Consider the following 23,081-nt stretch of genomic DNA (forward strand, 5'->3'; position numbering starts at 1 on the left):
TGGCTAGACTCCGGCCATGGACCCTGTAGAACTTCGCGCCAGCCTCCGCGTTCTCCTGGCCGTCGCACAAGTCGACGGAGACGTCGACCACGACGAACGGCACCTGCTCTCCGGCATCGGGAGCCAGCTCAACGTCCGCGTGCGCCCGGACGAGCGCGTCGATCTGCCGGCCTCGCTCGCCGCTCTGCGCTCCGACGAGGCCCGGGAGCTGACGTTCCGCGCCGCCGTGGCGATGGCCAACGTGGACGGCCGCTGCTCGCCCCAGGAGCACTCGCTCCTCATGCGCATTCGCGCCGAGCTCGCCCTGCCCGACGCCGTGCCGCTCGAGGTGATGGAGGAGGAGTGGGCCCACCGCATGCAGGAGACCCGCGCGCGCATCGACCGGATCTCCGACACGTTCCTCGACGAGATGGCCGCGCGCGAGACAGTGCTCTCGCAAGAGGCCTACGAGCGCATGGTGGCCGACCTCGAGCGGAAAAAGGACGCGCTGCTCCGCGACGCCGTGAGCTCGAGCGAGTAGCCCGACGAGGCGGCGACGAAGGGCCAAGCTCGCGGATCGGGGGGTGGTAGCCTGGCGGCCGCGCAGCAGGAGGATCATGCAGAAGCTCGTCCGAGGCATCCACCACTTCCAGAAGAACGTGTTCCGCTCCGAGCGAGCGATGTTCGAGCGGCTCGCGAGGGGGCAGCACCCGGACACGCTGTTCATCACGTGCTCGGACTCCCGAGTGAACCCGAACCTGCTGACCGGGACGCACCCCGGCGAGCTCTTCATCTTGCGCAACGCGGGCAACATCGTTCCCCCGAGCGGCGCCCCGCTGAACGGCGAGGCCGCGACGGTCGAGTACGCCGTCGCGGTCCTGGAGGTCGAGGACATCATCGTGTGCGGGCACTCCCACTGCGGGGCGATCGGCGCGCTCCTCGACCCCTCGAGCACCGCCGAGCTGCCCGCCATGCGCGCGTGGCTCGACTACGCCGAGGAGACCCGCCAGATCGTCGCCAAGTGCTACGCCGACCTCGAGGGCGAGCCCCTCCTCACTGCGGCGATCGAGGAGAACGTGCTCGTGCAAATCGAGAACCTTCGCACGATGCCTGCGGTCGCCGCGCGCCTCGCCAAAGGGGATCTCGGCCTGCACGGCTGGGTCTACAAGATCGAGACCGGCGACGTGTTCGCCTACGACACCGACGCCGAGCAGTTCTTCGCGCTCACGGAGGAGCTGGTCGGCCCGGCCAGCACGGCGGCCCGCTCAATCGCGCCCATCCACTCGATTTGACCGTCGCGGCGGCCCGGTCAGGGTGGCGGCGCGCCCATCACCTCACCGAGCGCGGCCTCGAGCTCCGCGATCGGAGCCTCCAGCGTGGCGATCGCGCGCGCCCAGAACTCGGGCGACTCGAGGTCCTCGCCGATCGACGCGCGGGCCACCTCGTGCGCGAGCGCGCCGCCGGTGGCGCGGAGGAACGCCTCGTAGCGAGGGAGGAAGCTCGGGCCCTCCTCGGTGAAGCGCGCGTAGAGCCCGCGCGACAGCAAATAGCCGAATGTATACGGGAAGTTATAAAACGACAAGTCCGGGATGAAGAAGTGAAGCTTCGAGGCCCAGAAGAGGGGATCCTCGGCGCCCACCTGGCGCGCCTCGCCCAACACCTCCCGCTGCGCCTCCACCATCAGCGACGACAGCCGGCTCGCGGGCACCTCTCCCTGCGAGCGCAGCTCGTAGAAGCGGCTCTCGAAGAGAAAGCGGGTGGGCACGTCGAGCAGGAACGCCGCGGCGTCGCCCGCGACCTCCCCGAGCAGCTGCGCACGCGCAGCCGCGGAGATGCCTGGCTCGGCCAGCAGGCCGGCGGAGAGGACGCTCTCGGCGAAGGTGGAGGCGGTCTCGGCGAGGGTCATCGGGTACTGCCGCGCGAGCACGCGCGTGCCCGCGAGCACGTGATGGTGGAACGAGTGGCCAAGCTCGTGCGCCAGCGTGGAGACGTCGCCGAGCGCGCCCTGGTAGGTCATGAACACCCGCGACTCGCCCGTGAGATCGCTGCCGGTGCAGTAGGCGCCGGGGCGCTTGCCGGCGCGCGGCTCGGCCTCGATCCAGCGCTTGGCGAGGGCCTCGTCGACGTGGGCGGCGAGGGCGGGGTACGAGCCCGCGAAGGCGCGGCGCACGAGGTCTCTGCCGCGCTCCCAAGGGATGCGCTCGGTCTCTGGCAACGGCAGCGGCGCCTCGAGGTCGTACCAGGCGATCGCGGGGAGGCCCATGGCGCGGGCCTTGAGGAGCAGACCCCGGCGCGCGAGCGGGCGCCCGCCCACCACCGCCTCGTTCATCGCGTCGAGCGTGCGGCGAGAGATGCCCGCGTCGTGGAGCGCGGCGTCGTGGAAGTGCTCGACGCCGCGGCGTCGGTAGAGCGCGAGGCGCGTGCCGCTGATGCGGTTGAGCGCCGCCGCCGTGACGTCGGAGACCGCCTCCCACGCGCGGTTCCCCGCGGTGAACGCGGCCTCGCGCACGGCGCGATCCGGGTCGGCCATGCGCGAGCGGCGCGCGGCCATGGGGACGACCTCGTGGGTGCCGTCGGGGAGGGTCAGCTCGAACGAGAGCTTCCCGGCGACCGTGTCGTAGAGGCGACCCCAGCCGAAGATGCCGTCCGTCGCGAGGTCGGACGCGAGGGCCTCGAGCGCGGCGGGCATACGGCGCTGGGCGTCGACGTGGAGCTGCGAGAGGAAGTGCTCGGCGCCGGCGAGCCGCGGATCGCCGAGCAGCCCCGCGAGCTCTTCCGCCGAAGCTGCGCCGAGCGCACGCCGCAGCTCGCCGGCGCACTTCTCGAGCGTCGCTCGAGGGGCGCCCAGCGCGCCCTCCGCGAGCCCGAAGCGCTCGTCGTCCGCCGCGGCCGACGCGAGGCAGGTCACGTAGGAAGATGTGTGGCCAAACCGGCCGAGGCCGTCCTCGTAGCGGAGCACGACCCCCACCCAGGCGTCCTGGGTCTCGCGAGACAGCGCGTCGAGCGCCTCCGCGTCGTGGAGCAGCGCCACGAGGTCGGACGCGAGCGCCGAGTCGAACGCTGCGCGCTCCGGAGAGTCGAATGACGGAAAGTACGCGCTCAGATCCCAGGTTGGTTCCACGCGACCGTTCTAGGGCACCGCGCCCCACGACGGATGATTTCGCCAAACGGCAGGTGTACGTCGTCAGGGGGCCCGGAGCCGTACTTCGCGCGGTACGCCGACTTGTATTCGGAGTGACAGCTCTTGCACGTCGCCTTGGCGCTGGCGACGTCGCCTCCGGCTGCCGCCGCCCGCCCCTGCTCGGAGAGCGTTCCCCACGTCGCGTACTCGGGCTTGGCGAACCCCTTCGTCTTGGTGAACAGCGAGGCCATCGTGGCCGTGTCGCCCGCGGCGGTCGCTGACTCGAGCTGCTTCATGAGCTGCTTGAGGTCCTTGTTGGGCGCGGCCGCCACGGGACCGGCGGCGGTGACGAACGCGCCTGCGGCGCCCGCCGCGATGGCGAAGACGGGGAGCCACTTTCGAAGGGTGGGCATAGGCAGTGATACGAGGGCGGGCCCGTTGATATTGACGCTCAACGGAGAACGGTTCGTTCTCCTATCGCGACGAGTCCGGCCACCCGAAGCGGGCACGGACCCTGCGCATCGCCTCGCTGAGACCGCCGCCCGCATCCCGCACCAGGAACGGCGGCTCTTCCACCGGGTCGACCTCGTCGGCGCCGGCTGAGCTCGCGATCCTGCACGCGAAGAGAGAGAACAGGGGCGACAGGCCGGCGCGCGGGACCACGTCGCGCCGTGTGACGATCGCGAGCCCAGCGGCGCGCACGCCCTCCAGCGCCCGAGCCTTCTGCGGGGTGGGGAAGCAGAAGACGAAGCGCCCGTCGGGGGTGAGCGCGCGCCGCGCCGCGAGCGCGTAGTCGGCCACGGTGCCGCGGAGCTCGAAGCGCGCGTGGGCCTTCTGCGAGTCGCTCGGCACCACGCCGGCCTTGACGTCGAAGTACGGCGGGCTCCCCGTCACGAGGGGGAAGCGCTGCCCGAGCGTCGTGGTCCGGAGATCGCCGTGGACTGGGCTCACGCGCGCCTCGAGGCCGTTCATGCGCAGGTTCTCGCGAAAGAGGCGGAAGCTCACCTCCTGCGCCTCCACGCCGACGAGGCGCGCGCCTTCGCCGAGGCCCCAGAGCACGAGCAGGCCGACGGTCCCGATGCCGGCTCCGAGGTCGAGCGTGGTCGCGTCGTCGGGCGCGCCGCCGTGCTCGAGCGCGTACGCCGCGGTGAGCACGTCGTCGGTCGAGTGCCGGTGGCCGCGCTTGCGCTGGAGCAGCGACCACGCGCACGTCAGGCCGTCGCAGGTGATGGGCTCGCCGAGCTCCTCCTCGAGGGCGCGGCGGAAGGGCTCGTGGGCGGAGTGCACGCATGGCTCATAGACCACACGGCGCTCTCTCGGCCACGTCGTCGCGCTAGGGTAGGCGCGGCGGGGAGGGCCCAACCTCCCCCTGAGCCGCGGCGCGCGAGCCTTGTGGAGCGCTTGCCGTTCGATATCCTCGCGGAGATGGGCGGCACTGGCTTCTCGACGACGTTCACACCACTCGGTGACGAGCCACGCGTGGAGGGCGCGGCGAGCGCGCTCTACGACGAGCTCTACGCCATCATTGGAGACAACATCCGCCGCGTGGCGAAGGGGAAGGCGTACCGTCAGGTCACCGAGGACTTCCTCGACATCGCCCACGAAGATGGCGAAGGCCGCGGCGACCTCGTGTCCTTCGTCTTCCGTGATGGCGCTGGCCTCTGCCAGGCCTCGTCGCACGCCTGCGAGCACTGGTTCCAGCTCTACCTGGCCGCCCTCGCGTCGAAGAGCGGCGGCGCCCCCTCTGCGCTCGACACGCTCGCGGCGCGGCATGGGCTCGCGCTCGTGGACGAGATCGCTCCGCTGCAGGCCCTGCTCGACAGCTGCGCGGAGCCGCTCGTCGTGCTCCGCGGACACGTCTTCGGAGTGAGCGGACCGAAGGAGGATCCCTACCTCGTGAGCGACTCTCTCGAGGAAGGTCACGTGGAGATGGAGGAGCTCCGCGAAGCGGAGCGCGCGAAGGTCCGCGCGGCGAGCCTGAAGCAGCGCTGCGACTGCGTCGTGTGCGTCACGCTTCGGAAGGAGGTCGATCTCCGGCTCCCCAAGCCCAAGAGACCTCCGAAGGCGAAGAAGCCTCCGAAGCTCGGGATCGAGACCTCGCTCTACAACGACGGCAAGAGCCGCAACGTCTCCGACGGCAAGGCGACCGCGCTCCCCGACGCGGTCTTCGAGCCGCCTTCGCTCGAGTCGCTCGGCATCGGCGCTCCCATCACCACCATCCCCGACGGCATCGCGCGGCTCACCGCGCTGCGATCGCTCCACGTGATCAACACGCAGATGACACGGATCCCCGAGGTCCTGTTCCGCATGCCCTGGCTCCGCGAGCTCGCGCTCTCGCAGAGCCCGTTCGAGGAGGCGTCGGATCTCGCCAAGATGCCGTGGCTCGAGGGCATCCGCCTCACCCACCTGCGGAAGCTGCGGGCGCTCGAGGACCTGCGCTTCGACTCGTTTCCCAACCTCCGGAAGCTCAAGCTCGAGTGGCTCGAGCTCGCCCACGTGCCGAAGAGCGTCTGGCGCGCGAAGAAGCTCCGGGAGCTCGAGATCTCCGACGGAACCATGACGGCCCTGCCGGCGTCGATCGCGGGCTTGACCGAGCTCGAGAGCCTCACGTTGTGGCTGGACAAGCTCCGGAAGGTCCCGCCCCTCGCGGGCCTCATGAAGCTGAGGGTCCTCTCGATTCAGTCCGAGGCGCTCACCAAGATCGCGGACGACGCGCTGCCGCCGGGGCTCACCGAGCTCACGCTCAGCGTCGAGACGTGCACCACGCTCCCCTCGGTCGCGCGGCTCCGCGAGCTGACGAAGCTCACGCTGACCGGCGCGTTCACCGCGTTGCCGGAGGGGCTCGGCGAGCTCGGCGCGCTGAAGGAGCTCTGGATCTACGGGAAAGAGCTCGCGTCGATCCCCGAGGGCGCGCTCCCGAAGAGCCTCGAGGTGCTCTCCCTCTGCGACTGCCCGCAGTTGAAGAAGCTGCCGACCCGCATCGGAGACCTCGCCGCGCTGAAGCACGTCTCCGCGACGCGCACCGGGCTCACCGAGCTCCCGGAGTCGATGCGCCGCCTGAAGTCGCTGGACACGATGTACGTCCAGAGCTCGCCCAGCTTCACCGCGCTGCCGCCGTGGATCGGCGAGCTCGGCGCGCTCGATTTCCTGGCCCTATCGGACAACCCGGCGCTCGGTCCGCTGCCCTCGTCGATGAAGCGCCTGAAGAAGCTGCGGCACCTCGATCTCGCCGGGTCTCCCGGCGCTTTTCCGCTCGGCGACTGGCTGAAGACGCTCCCGCTCGAGAGCTTGTACTGCTCGGACGCGAAGGTCACGAAGGACGAGAAGGCGCGCATGGCGCGGCTTCTCCCGAACACGCGGCTCGCCTGACGCGCCGCCTAACGTTAGCTACCGCTCGAAGCAGTACAGGCGGCGCGAGGAGTCGCACGAGACGGTCCCCGCGCTGGCGAAGCTCGCGGGGGTGTTCGCGTTGCCCACGGTGCCCATCGAGCCGCCGCCCGTCCACCGGTCGCAGTCGTTGAGCTTCACCCCGGCCGCCGAGCTCCCCGTCCACACGGTGCGCATGGCCCCCAGCGCGCCGTTCTCGTCGGGGATGGCGACCAGCGGCGGACCGAGCGCCGGGTTCTTGTCGAAGACGAGCGTCCGGCGCGTCACGTCGTAGAACGGGCCAGGGTCGGCGAGGCGCGCGGCCGCGTTCGCGTCCATGTCGGAGATCCAAGCGTCGAACCGGCCGATGAGGCCTGCCGCGACGGCCACCTTGCCACAGAGGACGTCGGCGCCCCGCGCCCCGGTCACGCCGCCCAGGGTCGACAGATCGTTGCCCTTGTAGGTGGTCGAAGTGACGAAGACGCGCTTGCGCGTGGAGGCCGCGTCGGCCGCGTCGATGACCGGGGCGTCGCCCGCGGCGTCGTTGCCCTTGCCCGCGTCGTTCGGGGGCGCCGCGTCGACGCCCGTGTCGCCGGGCGGCGGCGGCGGGGCGGTAGGGGCGGTGGAGGCCGAAGCCGAGGCCGAGGCCGCGACGCCAGGCGTGGTCTCCACCTCGAACCGCGACGCGCAGGCCGAGACCGCGAGCAGCGACCACGTGCACGCGCCCGCGAGCCTTTGCGGCACGCTCGAGCGCGCGCGCGCTCGCGAAGGGGCCACAGCGCTGCTTCGCATGACCTCACGATACACGCTCGCGCGGCGACGCGCCGCCGGGACGCGGGGCGCTCGCGGTCGCCGGCGCGACGGGCCGAGAAGTTGGCCCGGGCTCGACCCGTGGGCTAGCGGACCTCATGCGCCACAGCCTCGCTCGCGTCCTCGCGCTCGCGTCACTGGTGCCGTTGGCAGCCACGGCTCAGGCGGCTGGCCCGGCCCCGCACGCGGTCGCTCCGGTCGCGCACGCCGCCACCCCGGCCTCTCACCCACCTGCTGCGGACGCACACGGCAAGACCGCGCGGCTCGCCGCTCCCACGGCTCCGAGGGCGCCCGCTCCTGCCGCGGTGCACGCGGGGCTCGGCAGCCTGACCGGCAAGACCACGGTCGACCCGACGCTTCAGGCGAAGATGCTGCGCTTGCTGGACGAGTCGCGTGCGCCCGGCGGCGCGATCGTCGTCTCCGACGTTCGCACCGGCCGTGTGCTCGCGTGGGCGTCCCGCGGGCCCGGCGACTGGGTCCGCGAGGCGCACACATCCAGCGCGAGTGTATTCAAGGTCGTCACGACCGCGGCGCTGCTCGACCGGCACCGCGTCTCGCTCACCACCCGGCAGTGCTACACGGACGCCGAGCACGGCATCACCGAGGCGGACCTCGACGACAGCCCCCGCGACCTCGGGTGTGTCCCCTTCTCGGAGGCCCTCGGGCTCAGCATCAACACGGTGTTCGCGCGCCTCACGCTGAAGCACCTGTCGCCCCTCGAGCTCCGCGCGACGGCGGGCGCGCTCGGCTTCGGCGCGAAGGTGCCCGCGGACGTCGACGCGGCGTTCGGCGAGGCGACGATCCCGGACGATCGGCTCGGCCTCGCGAGGGCGTCGGCCGGCTTCTGGAGCGCGACGCTCTCCCCGCTCGGCGCGCTCTTCGCGATGCAGACGATCGCGAACGGCGGCGAGAAGGTGAAGCTCTTCGTGCACGACAGCGGCGCGCCGGTCGCGCGCGTGTCCGTCGGCCGCGCGATGAGCCCCGAGACCGCCCGCGCGATGACCCAGATGTTGGTGGTGACCACGCGGCGGGGGACGGCCGCGAAGGCGTTCCGCGAGGCTCGGGGGGGAGCGCGGCCCGTGCTGCCGAACGTCAACGTCGCGGGCAAGACCGGCACCCTCGTGGGCGGGCACCCGACGCGCATGGTCTCCTGGTTCGCGGGCTTCGCGCCCGCCGAGAGGCCGGAGATCGCCGTCGCGGTGCTGCTCTCGAACGACGTGTCGTGGTGGTCGAAGGGCAACGTCGTGGCCCGAAAGGTGTTCGAGGCGTACTTCGCGGGCCGGTGAGCCGCACGCTCAGCGCGCGAATCGCACCCAGGTGTCGGGGAGCGGCCCCCCGAGGAGCTTCTCCGCGGACGCCCGATCGAGGAGCGCGAAGGTGAGGGTCCCGCGGAACACCTCCGCGCCCTCCTGCGCGAGGGTGATGCTCATCTTCACGACGCGGTGGGTGTCCGACAGGATTTGCCCGCGGCCATGGACGGGCGCGCCGATACGAACGGGTCGCAGCAGGCGAGCCTCGATGGCGGCCGTGAAGCCGAAGCGCTCCTTGAGGCCGAGGACGACCCACGCGCCGAGCTCGTCGGCGAGCGTCATCACCAGGCCACCATGCATGAGCCCGGGCGGCCCTTGGAACCGCTCCGGCGGCGTGTAGTCGACGCAGACGACGTCGCCCTCCCGGTAGGGCTCGAGGTGAAACCCGATGGGGTGTCGCGGGCCGCAGCCGAAGCAGGGCTGGTCGGGGCCGAAGGTGCTCAGCGGATCGAGGGGGACGCGCTCGGTCATGGCGAGGCGATACCGCGGGCGGCCCGCGAAGGGAAGGGAGGCCCCGTGGCGAGGGCGCGAACCTCATGCAGACTGCAGTGAACGGTGTCGCCGCCGACAGCCTCAGATGGCGCCGCTGGCGAATTATGCAGTTCGCAGGAGATCTGCAGATCTAACGTTGGTCGCGACTACTGGCCACCGAAAGCCAGATGATGAACACGCTCACATGATACCGCTGGAGAGCTCATGCTTCGCACCACGGAACTTGGGACCGGACCGGCCGTGCTCCTCCTGCATGGATTGCCCTCACCGCCCGCGGAGCTCGTCAGGTTGGGCGCGACGCTCCACGGGCGACGCGTGCTCGTCCCTTCGATGCCGGGGTACGCCGGCGCTCCTCCTGCTCCGGGCAGGCAGGACATCGCGTCCATCGAGTGCGCGATCCTCGCGCTGCTCGCCGAACGCGGAGTCGCCGAGGTCGACGTGGTCGGGACGTCCATGGGCGCGTACCGCGCGATCCGCCTGGCCCTCTCGGGACGCGTCGTCGTCAGGTCCCTGGCGCTGCTCGGAGCGTTCGCGGGGCTCTCTGCGGAGGAACGAGACGCGATGCGTGGCCTGGCCGGAGCGCTCCGCGACGGCGTCGACCTGAGCGGCGTCTTGGCACCACGGATGTTGTCGAAGGCAGCCGTCACCGAACCCGCGTTCGTGTCCGCTGTAGAGGAATGGCTCTCACTCGCGCCGCCCGAGGTCCTCATCGAGGAGCTAGAAGACCTGGCGGACGCCGTGTCGTTGCTGGAACGCATCGGGGAGCTCGACATCCCGATCACGCTCCGCACGGGGGCCGAGGACTCGGCGATGCCGCCGGCTCACGCCGAATCAATCGCCGCTCGCGCACGCCACGCCGCACTCGAGATCGTGCCGGGGGCTGGCCACGCTCTCCTCGTCGAGGACTTCGCGGAGACCTCCCGTTCAGTCGGGCGCGCGGTGTCGCGGTCGATGAGGTAGGCCTCAGTCGAGCCGCATGAGGGCTCGTCGACCGTGCACGCCGAAGATGGTGAGCACGCGTTGGACGTAGGTCCGTGCCGTGCTCATTGGCAGACCGAGCCGTTCGGCGATCTCCTTGTCTGCGAGGCCTTCGCGGAGCAGCTTCAAGACCGGTCGGAGGTAGGTCGCTACCGGCACCTGGGGCTGTGCACTCGCGGGCGAGGGGAGCAGCAAGAGATCGAGCTCGATGCCACGCTCGCGGAGGCGAATGGTCCGTCCACGGGCGCGCAGCTCGGCGAGCGCGACGCCCTCTCGGCCAAGGCATGCGCCGCGGCATTCGCGAACACGATCCGATCGCGACGAGTGAGGAGCGATGGCCCGACCATGGCCGACACTGCGGACACGAGCGCGCCGTCTCCGAGCGGCTCGAACCCAATGGCCGTCGCCAGATTGACCCAGCGCCGAAGCGCCGGCTGCAACGCATGGAGCCGCGCGTGGTCGGCGGCGTCGAAGGGCAGTCCTCCGCGGGGGCGGTAGTAGCCCGCGAGCAGCCGCACATGTCCGCTCCGGTCGTAGAGCACCGTGCGGAGCTGATGGAAGAGTCCTATTGGCTGAAATAGCTCCTCAGCCATTTGTTCGACGCGAGCACGTCCGACCCGCGCCGCAAGATCTCGGAGGTTGACAGGTCGGTTCGCGAACGGATCGGTCGCTCGCTCTCCGTACGCGCCGTACGAGCGAAACCGCGGGAGATTGGCGTTGCACGGCAGCACGCCTCGGTAGCCTCGGAAAATGGTGCTCAACGTCCAAGGCGGTGGGCCGTCCACAGCCCCTGGATGAACGACGACGTCGACCGCGGGGGCCGAGCGCTCGAAGGCAGCGCAGAACGAGCGAATGGGATCGTCGGTCGACCACACCTCGTCCAGCGCCGCCTCGACCTGTCCGAGTGCGGCGCGCGCGTCTGCATCGAGCGATCGCCACGCCTCTCGAGGAGAGCGCCACGGCAACACCCTCATCGAACTGCCGAAGATCGCGAGACCGCCGCTGCTACACACACTCAAAACGTAACACGCTGCGGAATCACCGCAGCGCCAACATCACGATGCGAGCCACGCGACAGTCTCCTCCCGTGTGAGGTCTCGAGGGACGCCGCCCGAGATCCTCACCGCGCTACTCTCCGCACGTGGTTCCCTCCGATCGTGGACAGGTAATTCCCGCGCACTTGCCACGCGCGCACAATTTGCACGAAGTGCCCGAACCTGTCGTCTTGGCAGGCGTCGAGCGACGCAATCAGGAGACCGGCGCACAGGCACCTTCGCATCTGTGAGGTTCGCGTTTTCGAAGGGTACCCAAGCCGACACCGGAAGCACGTCTACAGATGTAGACGGCGTCTTTCCGCACGCGAGCAGGCGGAGAACTGACGCGGATTGACCCTCGAGCCCCGCGGCCATCGAGTGGCCATGAAACACACGTCAGCATTTGGGAACGTTGACGCATTTCACGCGACTTGTTGGTGTCTCCAAAGGGGCACTTCGAGCGAGCCAGGATCTCCACGGCGACCGGCTCGCGGCGAGACATCAACGTAGAGCTGAAGGGAAGTTCGACCATGACGACCACGACGACCACGACGACGCGCAGGCCGAAGCCTGGAAACATGCGGCGCGACAAGGTCCTCCGCCTTGCCCTCGCGGCGGCCACACTGCTCGCCGCCAGCGCGGCGCGGGAGGCGCGCGCCGCCTGCGAGAACCCGTCCTATTATTCGTGTGGCGACGGGAGCGGCTGCTGCCCTCCGGGGACCATCTGCGGTACGGGCGCGAACGGGTGCTCTAGCGACAGCTGCTGTCAGCCTGGCAGCGGCGGCTCGGGCGGAAGCACCGGGACGACCTGTCCCTCCGGGCAGGTCCGCTGCGCGAACGGCTGCATGCCGAGCAGCGGGACGTGCTGCGCCAGCGCGGGATTCCCCACCAAGTACTGCCCCGGCGGGCTCGCGTGCAACTCCGACGGGACGTGCGGGTCGTCGCGAACGCCCGGGTCTTCCGCCGGCTCGGGCTCGGGCTCGGGCTCGGGCTCGGGCTCGGGGAGCTCGGGGTCCGGGACGCAGCAGTGCTCTCCGGTCTCTTCGATCTCCACGTCGTGCGACGAGGTCCGCGCCTGCTGCGACGCGAGCGGCAACGGCGTCGACTGCTGGTACCTCGCCGACGGCAAGCGCTTCGACTGCAACGGGACGTGCAGCAGCTCCGACGCCCAGGCGGTCGTCGACTACTGTGACAAGAATGCGCCCGGCTGCAGCACCGCGAGGTCGGGGGGGAAGTCGGCGAACAGCGTGGGCTGGGTCGGGGCGATGGGGCTCGCGTTCGTAGGGCTCGCGGCGGTGAGGCGGAGGCGGCGCGGGACACCCAAGGCGTCCGAATAGCCGTTCAACCTACGGACCGAGGCCCGGTCCTCGTCCGCGCCCACCTGCCTGGTCGCCTGATCGTGCTGCCCACAGCGGCCGAGGCGCGCGGCGCTCGCCCTCACTCAGAGGCGACCGAGCAGCGCCTCGGCGCGCAGCTTCCACACCATGCCCACCGCCTCGAGGAACACCTTGCGGCTCATCTTCGAGTGCCCGACCTTGCGGTCGACGAACACGATCGGCACCTCGGCCACCTTCATGCCCTTCAGGATGGCGCGGTAGGTGAGCTCGATCTGGAACGAGTAGCCGTTGGAGCGGACGTGCGCGAGGTCGATCGCCTCGAGCGCGCGCCGTGAGAACGCCTTGAAGCCGCTCGTGAGATCGCGCACCTCGAGCCCGAGGACGACCCGCGAGTAGAGCGAGCCGCCTTTGGAGAGCGCGTGGCGCCCCACGCCCCACCCCTCCACTCCGCCGCCCGGGATGTTGCGCGAGCCGATGACCACGTCGGCGCCGCGCTCGAGCTCCGCGACGAAGTCGGGCAAGTACTTGGGATCATGAGAGAGATCGGCGTCCATCTCGAAGATCCGGTCGTAGCCCTCGGTGAGCCCGAGGCGGAAGGCCTCGAGGTAGGCGGTGCCGAGTCCCAGCTTCCCCGCGCGATGAAGCACGCGGACCTGGGGATCGGCGACGGCGAGCCCGTCGGCGAGCGCGCCGGTGCCATCGGGGGAGGCGTCGTCGACGATGAGGACGTCGGCGGGCGGGTACGCGGCGCGCACGAGCCCTACGAACTTCGCGAGGTTGTCGCGTTCGTTGTAGGTGGGCGTGACGATGAGCGTGCGGGCCATGGTGCGAGCCACGCAGCTTGTACCAAACTCCGCGCGGCTGGCTCAACAACGGCCCCTCGCCATGCACTTTTGTGCCCGCCATGGGCACGGGAAAGGCTGGTAGGCTGGGCTGTGCCCTCGAAGTCGACGCGCCCTCCCGCGGCCCCCGCGCCGCCCGCGAGCTCCTCGCGGGACGTCGTGTCCGGGCCACGACGGCGCAAGAGCGACGACTCGTCGCGCGATCTCGATCCCGTAGCCCAGCTCACGCGCGAGCTCGACCGCGCGCAAAAGGTGGCGACCGCGTTCCGCGACGTCGGGCTCGCGCTCGGCGCGGCGCGCGACCTCGACGCCCTGCTCGACCTCGTGCTGGCGCGGATCGTCTCCACGCTCGAGGCCGATCGGGCGACGCTCTATCTGCTCGATCGCGAGCGGAACACGCTCGTGAGCCGGCTCGTGCAGGGCGGCGAGGTTCGCCAAATCCAGCTCGCGGTCGGCGAGGGGATCGCCGGCAGCGTGGCCGCGACCGGCGAGGTCGTGCTCGTACGCGACGCCTACAAGGACGCGCGCTTCAACCCCGAGTGGGACCTCACGTCGGGTTACCGCACGCGCTCCATCTTGTGTGTCCCCATGCGGGACACCAGCGGCAAGACGAGCGGCGTCATGCAGGTGCTGAACAAAAAGCACGGCGTCTTCACGGCCAACGACGCGGAGCTCCTCACCGCGCTCGCGACCTCCGCCGGCATCGCCGTCGAGAACGCCATGCTCCTCGCCTCGCTCGAGCGCAACAACGCGACGCTCCTCGCCACGAAGGAGGAGCTCGAGCACCGCGTGCGCGATCTGCGCCTCCTGTTCGACCTCGAGCGCGCCATGGGGCGCGTCACGTCGTTGGAGGAGCTGTTCGTCTCGGTGCTGAAGGAGGCCGTCAAGACCTCCGGGGCGCGCGCCGGCGCGATCGCGCTGCGCCATGGCCCCACCGACGAGATGCAGCTCTACGTCCTGCCGCACAACGCGCGCAAGACGCGGCACGTGCCATGGACACGCGGCGACGGCTTCCTCGCCGACGTGGTCGCGCGGGGCTCGGTCGTGCTCACGAACGACGCCCGCTCCGACCCGCGCTTCGACGCCGAGGCGGAGGACCTCATCGGCAAGGGCGAGCCGTGCGTGCTCGCGGTGCCCATCGAGGGCGAGGGCGACGCCGAGACCCCGATGGGGGCGATCGCGCTCTTCGGGAAGCCCGACGGTGGCCGCTTCGGCGACGCCGACCGCACGCTGCTGCTGCTGCTGGCGGCGAACGCCTCGACATCCATCCGCCTCCAGCTCGCGCGCGAAGGCCGCGAGCGCGAGGAGCGCCTCACGACGATCGGGCGCCTCCTCGCCGGGGTGATGCACGACCTGAAGACGCCGCTCGGCGTGCTGAGCGGGTACCTCCAGCTCATGGTGCAGGCCGACGACCGCGTGCAGCGCGAGGAGTTCGGCGAGCTGGCTCACAAGCAGTTCGGCCTCATCTCGGCGATGCAGCGGGAGGTGCTCGAGTTCGCCCGCGGCGAGCGGAGCATGCTCGTGAGAAAGGTGTATCTTCAACCTTTCTTCGACGACATCTCGCGGCAGATCGAGGGCGTGCTCGCGCGCGCGGGGGTGGAGCTCACCGTCGAGCTCGGCTTTCGCGGCGTCGCGCGCTTCGACGAGGGCAAGCTGACGCGGCTCGTGCACAACCTCGCGAGGAACGCGGCCGAGGCGATGGCGACCCAGGGCGGCGGAAAGTTCACCATCGCGGTGTCGCGGGCCGAAGACGGCGCGCTCGTGCTCACGTTCACCGACACCGGGCCGGGCATCCCGAAGGAGATCCGGCACCGCCTGTTCCAGTCGTTCGTCACGAGCGGCAAGAAGGGCGGCACCGGGCTCGGGCTGGCCATCGCGAAGAAGATCGCCGAGGAGCACGGCGGCATGATCGAGGCCCTCCCCGCAGCGCAGGGGCAGCCCTCGGGGGCCGTATTTCGCCTCACGATCCCGCAGCCTGTGCAGGCGTCCCCGTGAGCGCGCGGCGGGTGCCGATGGCGGCTCGGGTCGCGCCAGTCGCCCTCGCCGCGGCGGCGTGTGTGCTCGGAGGCTCCTCGTCGTCGGCGGCGCACGACGAGCCCCCGTGGTTCGACCGCGACGATGTCCCCCTGGCGGAGGGGCTCCGCTCGGTCGTCCCAAAGCGCCACGATGTGGCCCTCTACACGACCCCCGGCGCCGGGACGCCCCGCCGCGGGAGCGTGCTCGGCTCGGCGAGGCTGCCCTTCTTCGGCACGCGGCAGGCGCCTGGCTGCACGGGGCGCTGGCTCCTCGTCGGTCCGCTCGCGTGGGTGTGCTCCGACGTCGCCGATCTCTCGTACGAAGAGCCGCTGAGGCCCGAGCCCCCGCGAAACCCGAGCGGGCTGCCGTTTCGGTACTACTTCGCGGCCCGTGACGGCGCGTACGGCTACCGCAACCTGCCGGAGGTCGGCGAGGGCACGCCCGATCTCGATCTCCAACCGGGCTTCGGCGTCGCCCTCGTGGGGGAGCGCAGCACGCCCTCGGGCGAGCGCTACGGCCTCTCGCGGAGCGGCTATTACATCCCCCTCCACGACCTCGTGGCCGCGCGCACGTCGGCGTTCCACGGCGAGCGCCTCGACCCCTCGAGCGCTGCGCCGCTCGACCTCGCGTGGGTGCTCCCTGAGCGCGCGCCGGTGCTCGCCGCGCCCCGCGCGGGCCCCGCGCGGCCTGGTCAGAGCCAGCGCGTGCGCTTCGAGGTGGTGCGCGTGACCAAGCGCGAGGGGGCGTTCCTGCGCGTGAGCGCCGAGGGGGTCGCGCCCGAGGCGTGGCTCCGCGCCTCCGACGTCGCCCGCCCAACGCAGGCGCCGCCGCCTGCAGAGGTCGGTGGCGCGCAGGCGACCCAGCGGTGGATCGACGTCGAGCTCGCCTCGCAAACGCTGGTGGCCTACCAGGGCACGAGGCCGGTGTTCGCCACCCTGGTCTCGACCGGAAAGGGCCCGCCGGGGTCGGAGCTGGCGACACACCCCGGGGTTCACCGTATCTGGGTGAAGCTCCTCGCCAGCAAGATGGACAACCTCGAGCGCGACGACGTCGACAAGCACTACTCGCTCGAGGACGTGCCCTGGGTGCAGTTCTTCGACAAGGGCATCGCGCTGCACGGCGTGTTCTGGCATCAGGCATTCGGCCGCGTGCACAGCCACGGGTGCGTCAACCTCGCGCCGCTCGACGCCGAGCTCTTGTTCGGCTTCACGGGGCCTCACCTGCCGGCGGGGTGGTCGGCCGTGTTCCCTGCCCCGATCGAGCCCGGCACCGTGGTCCGGGTGCGCTAGCGCTTCGGCGATTGTGGCGGCCTTCGAATCGGGGTAAGAGCCGCGCTCGCACGTAATTTTCCGGGGTTCCAAGGAGTCGTCATGAGGTCGAAGCTCGCTCGATGGTTCGTCACGGCCGCCGCGCTCGCGCCCCTCGCCTGCGCGGCCGCCTGCTCGGACGACCCCGTGCCCGCGGCGCCTGACGCGGCCGCACCTCCGACTTGCCTCGCCACGCTGCAGCTCGCGAACGGCGCGGCGTGCACCGGCTCCGTCGTGTGCGACTACCCCGTCGAGTGCACCAACGGCTTCTTCGAGCAGGCGCGCTGCGCGTGCAACGGGCAGGCCTTCGCGTGTGCCTTCCAGGGCGCGGCCCTGCCGAAGGGCACCGCGCCGGCGTGCCAGAACACCACCGAGCCGCCGCCCGGCGCTTGCCCGGGCTCGCTGGCCGCCACCGAGGGGAAGCCCTGCACGTCCACCGGCCGCCTCTGCTACTTCGCGGGCCCGAAGTGTGTCGACGGAGCGCAGACCACCGACACCTGCGAGTGCGTGGGCGGCGCAGAGGTCGACAAGCTCATTTACAAGTGCCAGCGAAAGACCTGCCCCACCTCGTCCGACGACGCGGCCGCCCCTTTGGAGGCCTCGCCTGACGCCTCGTCCGACGCCACCTCCGACGGTGGGCGCGACGCCCCGAGCGAGGGCGGTTGATCTCCGTCGTCTCCGCGGTCCGTGATCTGGGGCGCCTCCGTGAGATCTCCACGGTGCTCGCCCGGCACGGCTTCGGCGAAATCGTGGCACGCGCAGGCTTCGGGCGCGCGCGGAAGCCGAAGGCGCCGGGCGAGTCGCTCGAGCCGCCCAGCGACCTCGACATCGAGGCCGACGCCCTCGCGCAGGGCGAGCTCGAGAAGAAGCGCGCGGCCACGGCCGAGCGCATCCGCCTGTGCCTCCAAGATCTCGGCCCGTGCTTCATCAAGCTCGGCCAAATCGCGTCGACGCGCACCGACGTCATCCCCGCCGACATCATCGGGGAGCTGAAGAAGCTCCAAGACGAGGTGCCGCCCATCCCGTTCGAGGAGATCAAGGCCTCGATCGAGGGCTCGCTCGGCGCGCCCATCCACAAGGTCTACAAGCGGTTCGACGAGCAGCCCCTCGCGACGGCGTCGATAGGCCAGGTGCACCGCGCCCTCCTCGAGACGCCCGACGGCGACGTCGAGGTCGTCGTGAAGGTGCAGCGGCCGAAGGTGCAGCAGCTCGTCACGCGCGACGTGGAGCTGCTCCACATCATGGCGGCGGCCGTCGAGAGCACCATCCCCGAGTCGAAGATCTACTCGCCGGTCGGGCTCGTGGCGCAGTTCGACAGATCCATCACGAGCGAGCTCAACTTCCTCGTCGAGGCCGAGAACACCGAGCGGCTCGCCGCCAACTTCGCAGGCGATCCGTTCGTGCGCTTCCCGAAGGTGTACCGACAGGCCACCTCGCGAACCATCCTCACGATGGAGTTCTTCGACGGCAAGAAGCTGAACCACGCGCTCCGCGACGGCTACGACGGCAAGCTCATCGCGAAGCGCTCGGTCGGCGTCATCATCCGCATGGCGTTCGAGCACGGCTTCTTCCACGCCGATCCCCACCCCGGGAACATCATCATCCTCGGCCCACGCGAGGAGCCGGTGCTCGGCCTCATCGACTGCGGGATGGTGGGGCGGCTCTCGCCCGATCTCCGGGACCGCACGATCGATCTCCTCATGGCGGCCGCGCGGAACGACCCCTACGGCGTCGCCGACGCGCTCTATGCGATAGGCCGCCCCACTCGCAAGGTGGACATGCGGGAGTTCCGCAGCGAAGTGGCGCTCCTCGCCGAGAAGTACCTCGGCAAGCCGCTGAAGGACATCGACCTCGGCGCGATGCTCCGCGACCTCATCGGCGGCGCCTTGAAATACGGCGTGGAGATCCCGCCCGACTTCATGATGTTGGGCAAAGCGATGATGACCCTCGACGGCATCGGCAAGGAGCTCGATCCCGATCTCGACATTCTGGGAGAGGCGACCCCGTTCTTCACCGAGCTCTTGATGAAGCGGTATTCGCCGCAGCGGATCGGCAACGAGCTCATGCGCGGCGTCGAGCAGCTCTCGCGGGCGGGCTACGACATGCCCATTCAGCTCCGCGAGGTGCTCGACGATCTGCGGCTCGGGCGGCTCGCGGTGCGCACGCCGGACGAGGGGCTCGCGCTCGCCACCGATCGGCTGGGGCGCCGCGTGTTCTCCGGCCTCGCGGTGGGCGCGCTCACCTTCGGCGGCGCCACGCTGCTCCGCGCCGACGACAAGCTGGTCGGGGCGCTCTTTCTGGTCGTCGCGGCCGTCGTGTGGATAGGCCACGCGCTCCTCGACTGGCGGCGCGGCACGAAGAAGGAATAGCAGCCCGCTACGCCGCGGGAGCGCTACTCGACGGGCGAGGCGAGCGAGGGGAACGCGTCCCACGGATCGCTCTGCCGCAGGAGCGCGTTGTACTCGCAGAACGAGCGCGCCTCGCCCTTCGTGTCGAGCAGGTGGTGGCAGCAGTTGTCGACGCGGTCTTGGTCGTACGAGTGCCGATCCATGAACGGCTTGATGGCCACGGTGAACATGTCTTGTGAGCGCACGAGGCCTTTGGCGAGCTTCGTGACCGCGCCGCGCACGCCGCCGCCTTCGTCGACCGCGCCGCGCAGCTCGTCGGTCGAGAGGAGGGTCTTGTAGGCGACGCTGTCGATCACCTTCGGGAGGTCGACGTACTTCACCACGTTGTGGACGAGGCCAGCGCGACGCAGGAACAGGGTGATCCAGCCGCAGTTGGGGTGGCTGCAGGGAATGGGCACGAAGTCTCTCTCTTGCACCCGCGCGCGCTGGGTCTGGCGCACCACCGCCTTCACCACGTCGCTCAAGGTGAGCCGCTCGGTCGGGTCGGGCGCGAGCTCGTAGCGCCCCGAGTACGTGGCCGGCTGGAGGGCGACGACCTTCACGTGGTCGTGCCGCATGGCGAAGTCGATGAGCTCGCCGACCTCGTCGTCGTTCACGCGACGCGCGAGGGTCATGGTGAGCTGCATGAACACGCCGAGCTCGCCGAGCTTGTCGACCACCTCGCGGCGCGCGCGCGCGGGCGAGGCGTCGCGGAGCGCCGCGTCCGTGCGGTCGCTCGTGCCGTCGAACTGGAGCAGCACCATGAGCTTCGCCTTGTAGCGGGCGAGGCGCTCGGGTACGCCCGGGCGGTTCACGAGGAGGCCGTTGGTCGGAAGATAAACCTTCTTTATCTTCGGGTGTTCACACGCAAACGCGAGCAGCTCCCAGATCTCGGGGTGGAGCAGGCCCTCGCCGCCCGTGAGCTGCACCGAGTCGAGCCCGCCCTTCTTGACGATGAGCGCCTCGAGGTAGGCCTTGAACGCGGCGAGCGGGAGCTTCTTGTCGCCTTTGGCGTCGCTGTAGCAGACGGGGCAGGCGAGATTGCAGGCGTCGGTCACCTCCACGAGGACCGTGCAGCTCTTGTTCGCGGTCTGGTCGGTGCCGTCGCACGCCCCACCCTCGCAGCAGCCCTCGCCCACGCCGAGGAAGGCGGGGATGTCGAACACGCGATCGTGCGCGAAGACCACGCCCGAGCGATCTTTGTTGGAGAGGAAGTAGTAGCGGGCGTCGTTCTCGAGGACCGCGTCGCGCATTCCGTGTACACTGCACTCTTTCCGGATGAGCGCGCGGCCGCCCTTCACGTAGACGAGCGCAGGGGCGTACGTGAGGCAGTCGGGACAGAGGCTGACCGTGGTCTTCAGCGCGCGCGCGGGCCGGACGACCCCGAAGCGCTCGAGGGCCGCGGTCTCGGTCATCTCCCCTCTCCCGCGCGCCGCGTCTCGCGCGAGGTCGAGGGCCGAGCGCGGGGGTGGGGGCGCGGCCGCAGGCGCGAGCCCGAGGCGACGTTTGGGCTTGGGGGGCGTAGCGGGATCAGAGGGCTTCATGGGCGAGCTCCATCATCGAGCGGGCGGCCAGGAACAGTGCCCGGTTGGGCAGGCTTGGGCGGCTCCCGAAGCGGTCGAGGAAGTGGCGCACCTGCCTCGCGGAGAACGCCAGGTTCGCGCGCGCTTCACCCTCGCGGTGCAGCGCGAGCACGGCCTCCGCGCGGGCGCGCGGGAGGAGGTGTCGGACGCCCTCCAGCGTGTAGGACACATGCTTCAGCTCGTCGGCGTACACCGAGGCCACGACCTTCGCGACGTGCGAGCGGCGCGCGCGAGTCGACGCCTCGAGGTGCAGCTCGAGCGAGCGCGCGACGCGCGACTCCAGGAAGTGCGCGTGCGCCAGGAAGTGGGCGACCCGCTCGGCGCGCCCGTCGGGCGAGTCGAGTCGCCCGGTGGCGAGGTCGACGGGCGTCTCGCTGCGAATCACGCAGTTGAAGACGTCGGCGCCGGTGAAGGTCTCTGTCTCCTGGCCGAGCTTGGCGATCGCGTGGTCGTAGAGGGCGACGTGGCGGGCCTCGTCGGCGCGGTGGGCGCGCAGGCGCTCGCGGAGCTCGGGGTCGTCGGCGGCCGCCGTGGGGAAGTAGTCGTCGACGGTCTGCGGGTGGAACTCGCCGGCGCGATAGAGGCTGAGCACCCACGCGTGGGTGTCGGGGTGCGAGGCCAGCTCGTCGTGCCACACCTGCTTTAGCGACGAAAAGAGCGCCATCCAATGGATCCGGGCTAGTGCTTCGAGCACATGAAGAGCACGAGGCCGAAGACGACGAGGGCGCCGAGGACGACGACGGCGAGGACGATGCCCAGCACGATGAGCACGATGACGAACGCGCTCATGCCAGCGCTCCGCATGGGCGGAGGCGGAGGCGGAGGCGGAGGCGGGATGTCCTGGTGGGTCATGGGCGGCGCGCCACGTGAGAGTACCAGGTGAACGAGGCGACGCCGCAAGCGATGAGCGCGAGGGCGAAGACTTGATACGCCGAGTACGCCGAGTGGCCGCCGTCGAGGCGCCGCGTGTCGCGGAGGGCCTCGAGGACGAGCCGAAATGCGCCGTAGGCGGTGATGTAGAGCGCGAACAGGCGGCCGCGGAGCACCCCACGCCGGTAGAGGCCGACGAGCGCGGCGAGGGCGACCCCTTGAAAGCCGAGCTCCCACAGCTGGGCGGGGAAGCGGGCGATCCCGTCGGAGTAGGTCAGGGTGAAGCCCGCGTCGCGCGGCAGGCCCCGGCAGCATCCCGCGAAAACGCACCCCGCGCGCCCGATCGCCACCGAGAGCGGGAGCTTCGCGGCGAAGGCGTCGTTCGGCAGCTCGGTGTACCGCAGCGCGAGCTTTCCCACCTCCGCGAACACGAGGCCGCCGAGCAGGCCGCCGGTGATCGAGCGGCCGGAGAAGACCACATCGCTCAGCGACACGTGCGCGTGCGGCCAGTCGAGATCGCCCACGAGGAACGACACCTTGGCTCCGACGATGGCGCCCACCAGCGTGACCACCTGGAGCACGGCGTACTTCAGCCGGCTCTCGGGCGGGATGGCGCGCTTCGCGGAGGGCGTCGCGACCGCGACCGCGAGGCCGAGGAGTACGCATGCAGTATACACCCACTGGAGGCGACGCTCGTCGATGTGCACCGGCTGGCCATAGCAAATGGGCGCGGCCGCCGCGACGCGCCTGACACGACGGACGCGAGCGCGCCCCTCACGACGTCGACGAGCCCGCGCCCCGGGCGGCCTGCAGCGCGCGCCGGAGGGGGTACACGAGCTGTCCTCCGAGCCCCTCGGGCACGTCGCCCTCCGGCACCCCGAACACGGTCGGCGGCGTCGCGGGGAGCGCGAAGGTGCCGAACACGACGTCGAACACCGAGAGCACCCCGCCGAAGTTCGCGGGCGGCTCGTCCCGCGCGTGATGGCGGCGGTGAAAGCGCGGCGACGCGAGGACGTACCCGAGCGGCCCGAACGACCACGGCACCGCGGCGTGGAGCAAGAGCGTGTGGAGCAGGATGAGCGGCCCGAGCACCTCGAACACCTCGAAGGAGAAGCCGAGCAGCACGACGGGGAGCTGCGAGAGCAGCGTGTCGAGGATCTCGTCGAGCGGGTGGAGGCGCGCCGCCGAGAGCGCGCGGAGCTCGGAGGGCGCGTGGTGGATCGCGTGTAGAGTCCACAGACCGCGCGTGTGGCGCAGCCGGTGGCTGCCATAGGCGAAGAGCTCGAGCACCACGAGCGCCAGCGGCGCCTGCGCGAAGAGCGGCAGGCGCGCGAAGGGCATGGCCGCCTGGATGCGGTCGAACAGCGCGTAGGGCTCGCGCTCGAGGCCCCACGCGAAGACGATCACGGCGAGCACGCCGAACACGAGGAGGCGCGCGAGCACCCCCGTGAAGAGCGGCGTGAGGAGCCAGTAGACGAGGTCGAGCCGCACCTCGCGCGCGGGGCGCGGCGGGGCCTGCGCGCGGCGCTCGAGCAGGCCAAAGACCGGCCCCAGCACAGCGAGGCCGCCGTAGATCATGAGGTACTCGGCCGCCGGCCCGGGCATCGCTTCATGATGCCCGAATTTTCGGAGCCGAGTGTAAGGCCGCG

Annotated in this window: 23 protein-coding genes; 11 read left to right on the forward strand and 12 right to left on the reverse strand. The window is 70.7% G+C overall.

The genetic code is table 11. The features are described from left to right. Nucleotides 1–16: 16 nt before the first annotated feature. Both IPQ09_25420 and IPQ09_25425 read left to right on the forward strand, forming a co-directional pair. Nucleotides 17–520: a hypothetical protein gene (locus tag IPQ09_25420; protein MBL0197499.1), complete on the forward strand. Its 504-nt coding sequence runs from the start codon at nt 17–19 to the stop codon at nt 518–520. Between the two features lie 76 nt (nt 521–596). Then, complete coding sequence (locus IPQ09_25425) at nt 597–1,271, forward strand: carbonic anhydrase (GenBank protein MBL0197500.1); 675 nt, start codon at nt 597–599, stop codon at nt 1,269–1,271. Nucleotides 1,272–1,288: 17 nt separating this feature from the next. Here the strand turns inward: IPQ09_25425 and IPQ09_25430 are convergent, their stop codons facing one another. The 3 genes from IPQ09_25430 to IPQ09_25440 form a co-directional block, all read right to left on the reverse strand. Beyond that, on the reverse strand, nt 1,289–3,100 hold the full coding sequence (locus IPQ09_25430) for a M3 family oligoendopeptidase (GenBank protein ID MBL0197501.1): 1,812 nt from the start codon (nt 3,098–3,100) through the stop codon (nt 1,289–1,291). Further along, a complete protein-coding gene (locus tag IPQ09_25435) occupies nt 3,079–3,513 on the reverse strand; it encodes a hypothetical protein (GenBank protein MBL0197502.1) in 435 nt (144 codons plus the stop codon). Before IPQ09_25435 ends, IPQ09_25430 begins: the two co-directional genes overlap by 22 nt. A gap of 61 nt (nt 3,514–3,574) precedes the next feature. After that, nucleotides 3,575–4,387, reverse strand: a complete 813-nt coding sequence (locus IPQ09_25440; GenBank protein ID MBL0197503.1) for a methyltransferase — start codon at nt 4,385–4,387, stop codon at nt 3,575–3,577. A 138-nt stretch (nt 4,388–4,525) separates the two neighbouring features. On the opposite strand from IPQ09_25440, the gene IPQ09_25445 reads away from it, so the two are divergent. Then, complete coding sequence (locus IPQ09_25445; protein MBL0197504.1) at nt 4,526–6,469, forward strand: hypothetical protein; 1,944 nt, start codon at nt 4,526–4,528, stop codon at nt 6,467–6,469. Nucleotides 6,470–6,487: 18 nt separating this feature from the next. On the opposite strand, the gene IPQ09_25450 is transcribed toward IPQ09_25445, so the two are convergent. Beyond that, entirely contained in the window at nt 6,488–7,258 is a 771-nt protein-coding gene (locus IPQ09_25450) for a hypothetical protein (GenBank protein ID MBL0197505.1), read from the reverse strand. Between the two features lie 116 nt (nt 7,259–7,374). Between IPQ09_25450 and IPQ09_25455 the strand changes: the two genes are divergently transcribed. After that, a complete protein-coding gene (locus IPQ09_25455; protein ID MBL0197506.1) occupies nt 7,375–8,562 on the forward strand; it encodes a penicillin-binding protein in 1,188 nt (395 codons plus the stop codon). A 9-nt stretch (nt 8,563–8,571) separates the two neighbouring features. Here IPQ09_25455 and IPQ09_25460 read toward each other — a convergent pair whose 3' ends face one another. Further along, nucleotides 8,572–9,057: a PaaI family thioesterase gene (locus tag IPQ09_25460; protein MBL0197507.1), complete on the reverse strand. Its 486-nt coding sequence runs from the start codon at nt 9,055–9,057 to the stop codon at nt 8,572–8,574. A 225-nt stretch (nt 9,058–9,282) separates the two neighbouring features. On the opposite strand from IPQ09_25460, the gene IPQ09_25465 reads away from it, so the two are divergent. Continuing rightward, entirely contained in the window at nt 9,283–10,038 is a 756-nt protein-coding gene (locus tag IPQ09_25465; GenBank protein MBL0197508.1) for an alpha/beta fold hydrolase, read from the forward strand. Nucleotides 10,039–10,041: 3 nt separating this feature from the next. On the opposite strand, the gene IPQ09_25470 is transcribed toward IPQ09_25465, so the two are convergent. Next, entirely contained in the window at nt 10,042–10,251 is a 210-nt protein-coding gene (locus IPQ09_25470) for a hypothetical protein (protein ID MBL0197509.1), read from the reverse strand. Nucleotides 10,252–10,340: 89 nt separating this feature from the next. Between IPQ09_25470 and IPQ09_25475 the strand changes: the two genes are divergently transcribed. After that, nucleotides 10,341–10,637 (forward strand): hypothetical protein, encoded by a 297-nt coding sequence (locus tag IPQ09_25475; GenBank protein ID MBL0197510.1) that lies wholly within the window; start codon nt 10,341–10,343, stop codon nt 10,635–10,637. Nucleotides 10,638–11,620: 983 nt separating this feature from the next. Beyond that, entirely contained in the window at nt 11,621–12,427 is an 807-nt protein-coding gene (locus IPQ09_25480) for a hypothetical protein (GenBank protein ID MBL0197511.1), read from the forward strand. A 104-nt stretch (nt 12,428–12,531) separates the two neighbouring features. Here IPQ09_25480 and IPQ09_25485 read toward each other — a convergent pair whose 3' ends face one another. Continuing rightward, complete coding sequence (locus tag IPQ09_25485) at nt 12,532–13,251, reverse strand: polyprenol monophosphomannose synthase (GenBank protein MBL0197512.1); 720 nt, start codon at nt 13,249–13,251, stop codon at nt 12,532–12,534. A 177-nt stretch (nt 13,252–13,428) separates the two neighbouring features. Between IPQ09_25485 and IPQ09_25490 the strand changes: the two genes are divergently transcribed. From IPQ09_25490 to IPQ09_25505, 4 genes are all read left to right on the forward strand, one after another. Then, entirely contained in the window at nt 13,429–15,264 is a 1,836-nt protein-coding gene (locus IPQ09_25490) for a GAF domain-containing protein (protein MBL0197513.1), read from the forward strand. Beyond that, nucleotides 15,261–16,574 carry a L,D-transpeptidase gene (locus tag IPQ09_25495; GenBank protein MBL0197514.1) on the forward strand — a complete coding sequence of 438 codons (1,314 nt, stop codon included), beginning with the start codon at nt 15,261–15,263 and terminating at the stop codon, nt 16,572–16,574. The genes IPQ09_25490 and IPQ09_25495 overlap by 4 nt, the downstream gene beginning before the upstream one ends. 81 nt (nt 16,575–16,655) lie before the next feature. Next, a complete protein-coding gene (locus IPQ09_25500) occupies nt 16,656–17,258 on the forward strand; it encodes a hypothetical protein (protein ID MBL0197515.1) in 603 nt (200 codons plus the stop codon). Continuing rightward, a complete protein-coding gene (locus IPQ09_25505; protein MBL0197516.1) occupies nt 17,255–18,961 on the forward strand; it encodes a hypothetical protein in 1,707 nt (568 codons plus the stop codon). Before IPQ09_25500 ends, IPQ09_25505 begins: the two co-directional genes overlap by 4 nt. Nucleotides 18,962–18,984: 23 nt before the next feature. Here IPQ09_25505 and IPQ09_25510 read toward each other — a convergent pair whose 3' ends face one another. The 5 genes from IPQ09_25510 to IPQ09_25530 all read right to left on the reverse strand — a co-directional run bounded on the left by IPQ09_25510 (nt 18,985) and on the right by IPQ09_25530 (nt 23,037). Then, a complete protein-coding gene (locus tag IPQ09_25510) occupies nt 18,985–20,523 on the reverse strand; it encodes a radical SAM protein (GenBank protein ID MBL0197517.1) in 1,539 nt (512 codons plus the stop codon). Beyond that, nucleotides 20,510–21,226, reverse strand: a complete 717-nt coding sequence (locus tag IPQ09_25515; protein MBL0197518.1) for a hypothetical protein — start codon at nt 21,224–21,226, stop codon at nt 20,510–20,512. The genes IPQ09_25510 and IPQ09_25515 overlap by 14 nt, the downstream gene beginning before the upstream one ends. A gap of 14 nt (nt 21,227–21,240) precedes the next feature. Beyond that, nucleotides 21,241–21,414 carry a hypothetical protein gene (locus tag IPQ09_25520; GenBank protein MBL0197519.1) on the reverse strand — a complete coding sequence of 58 codons (174 nt, stop codon included), beginning with the start codon at nt 21,412–21,414 and terminating at the stop codon, nt 21,241–21,243. Beyond that, nucleotides 21,411–22,139: a prolipoprotein diacylglyceryl transferase gene (locus tag IPQ09_25525; GenBank protein MBL0197520.1), complete on the reverse strand. Its 729-nt coding sequence runs from the start codon at nt 22,137–22,139 to the stop codon at nt 21,411–21,413. Before IPQ09_25525 ends, IPQ09_25520 begins: the two co-directional genes overlap by 4 nt. 67 nt (nt 22,140–22,206) lie before the next feature. Then, the gene (locus IPQ09_25530) at nt 22,207–23,037 is read right to left on the reverse strand and encodes a sterol desaturase family protein (protein ID MBL0197521.1); all 831 of its coding nucleotides are present in this window, start codon (nt 23,035–23,037) and stop codon (nt 22,207–22,209) included. Nucleotides 23,038–23,081: the final 44 nt, after the last annotated feature.

This window comes from Myxococcales bacterium (assembly GCA_016720545.1).
In the GTDB taxonomy this organism is placed as follows: Bacteria; Myxococcota_A; Polyangia; order Polyangiales; family Polyangiaceae; genus JAAFHV01.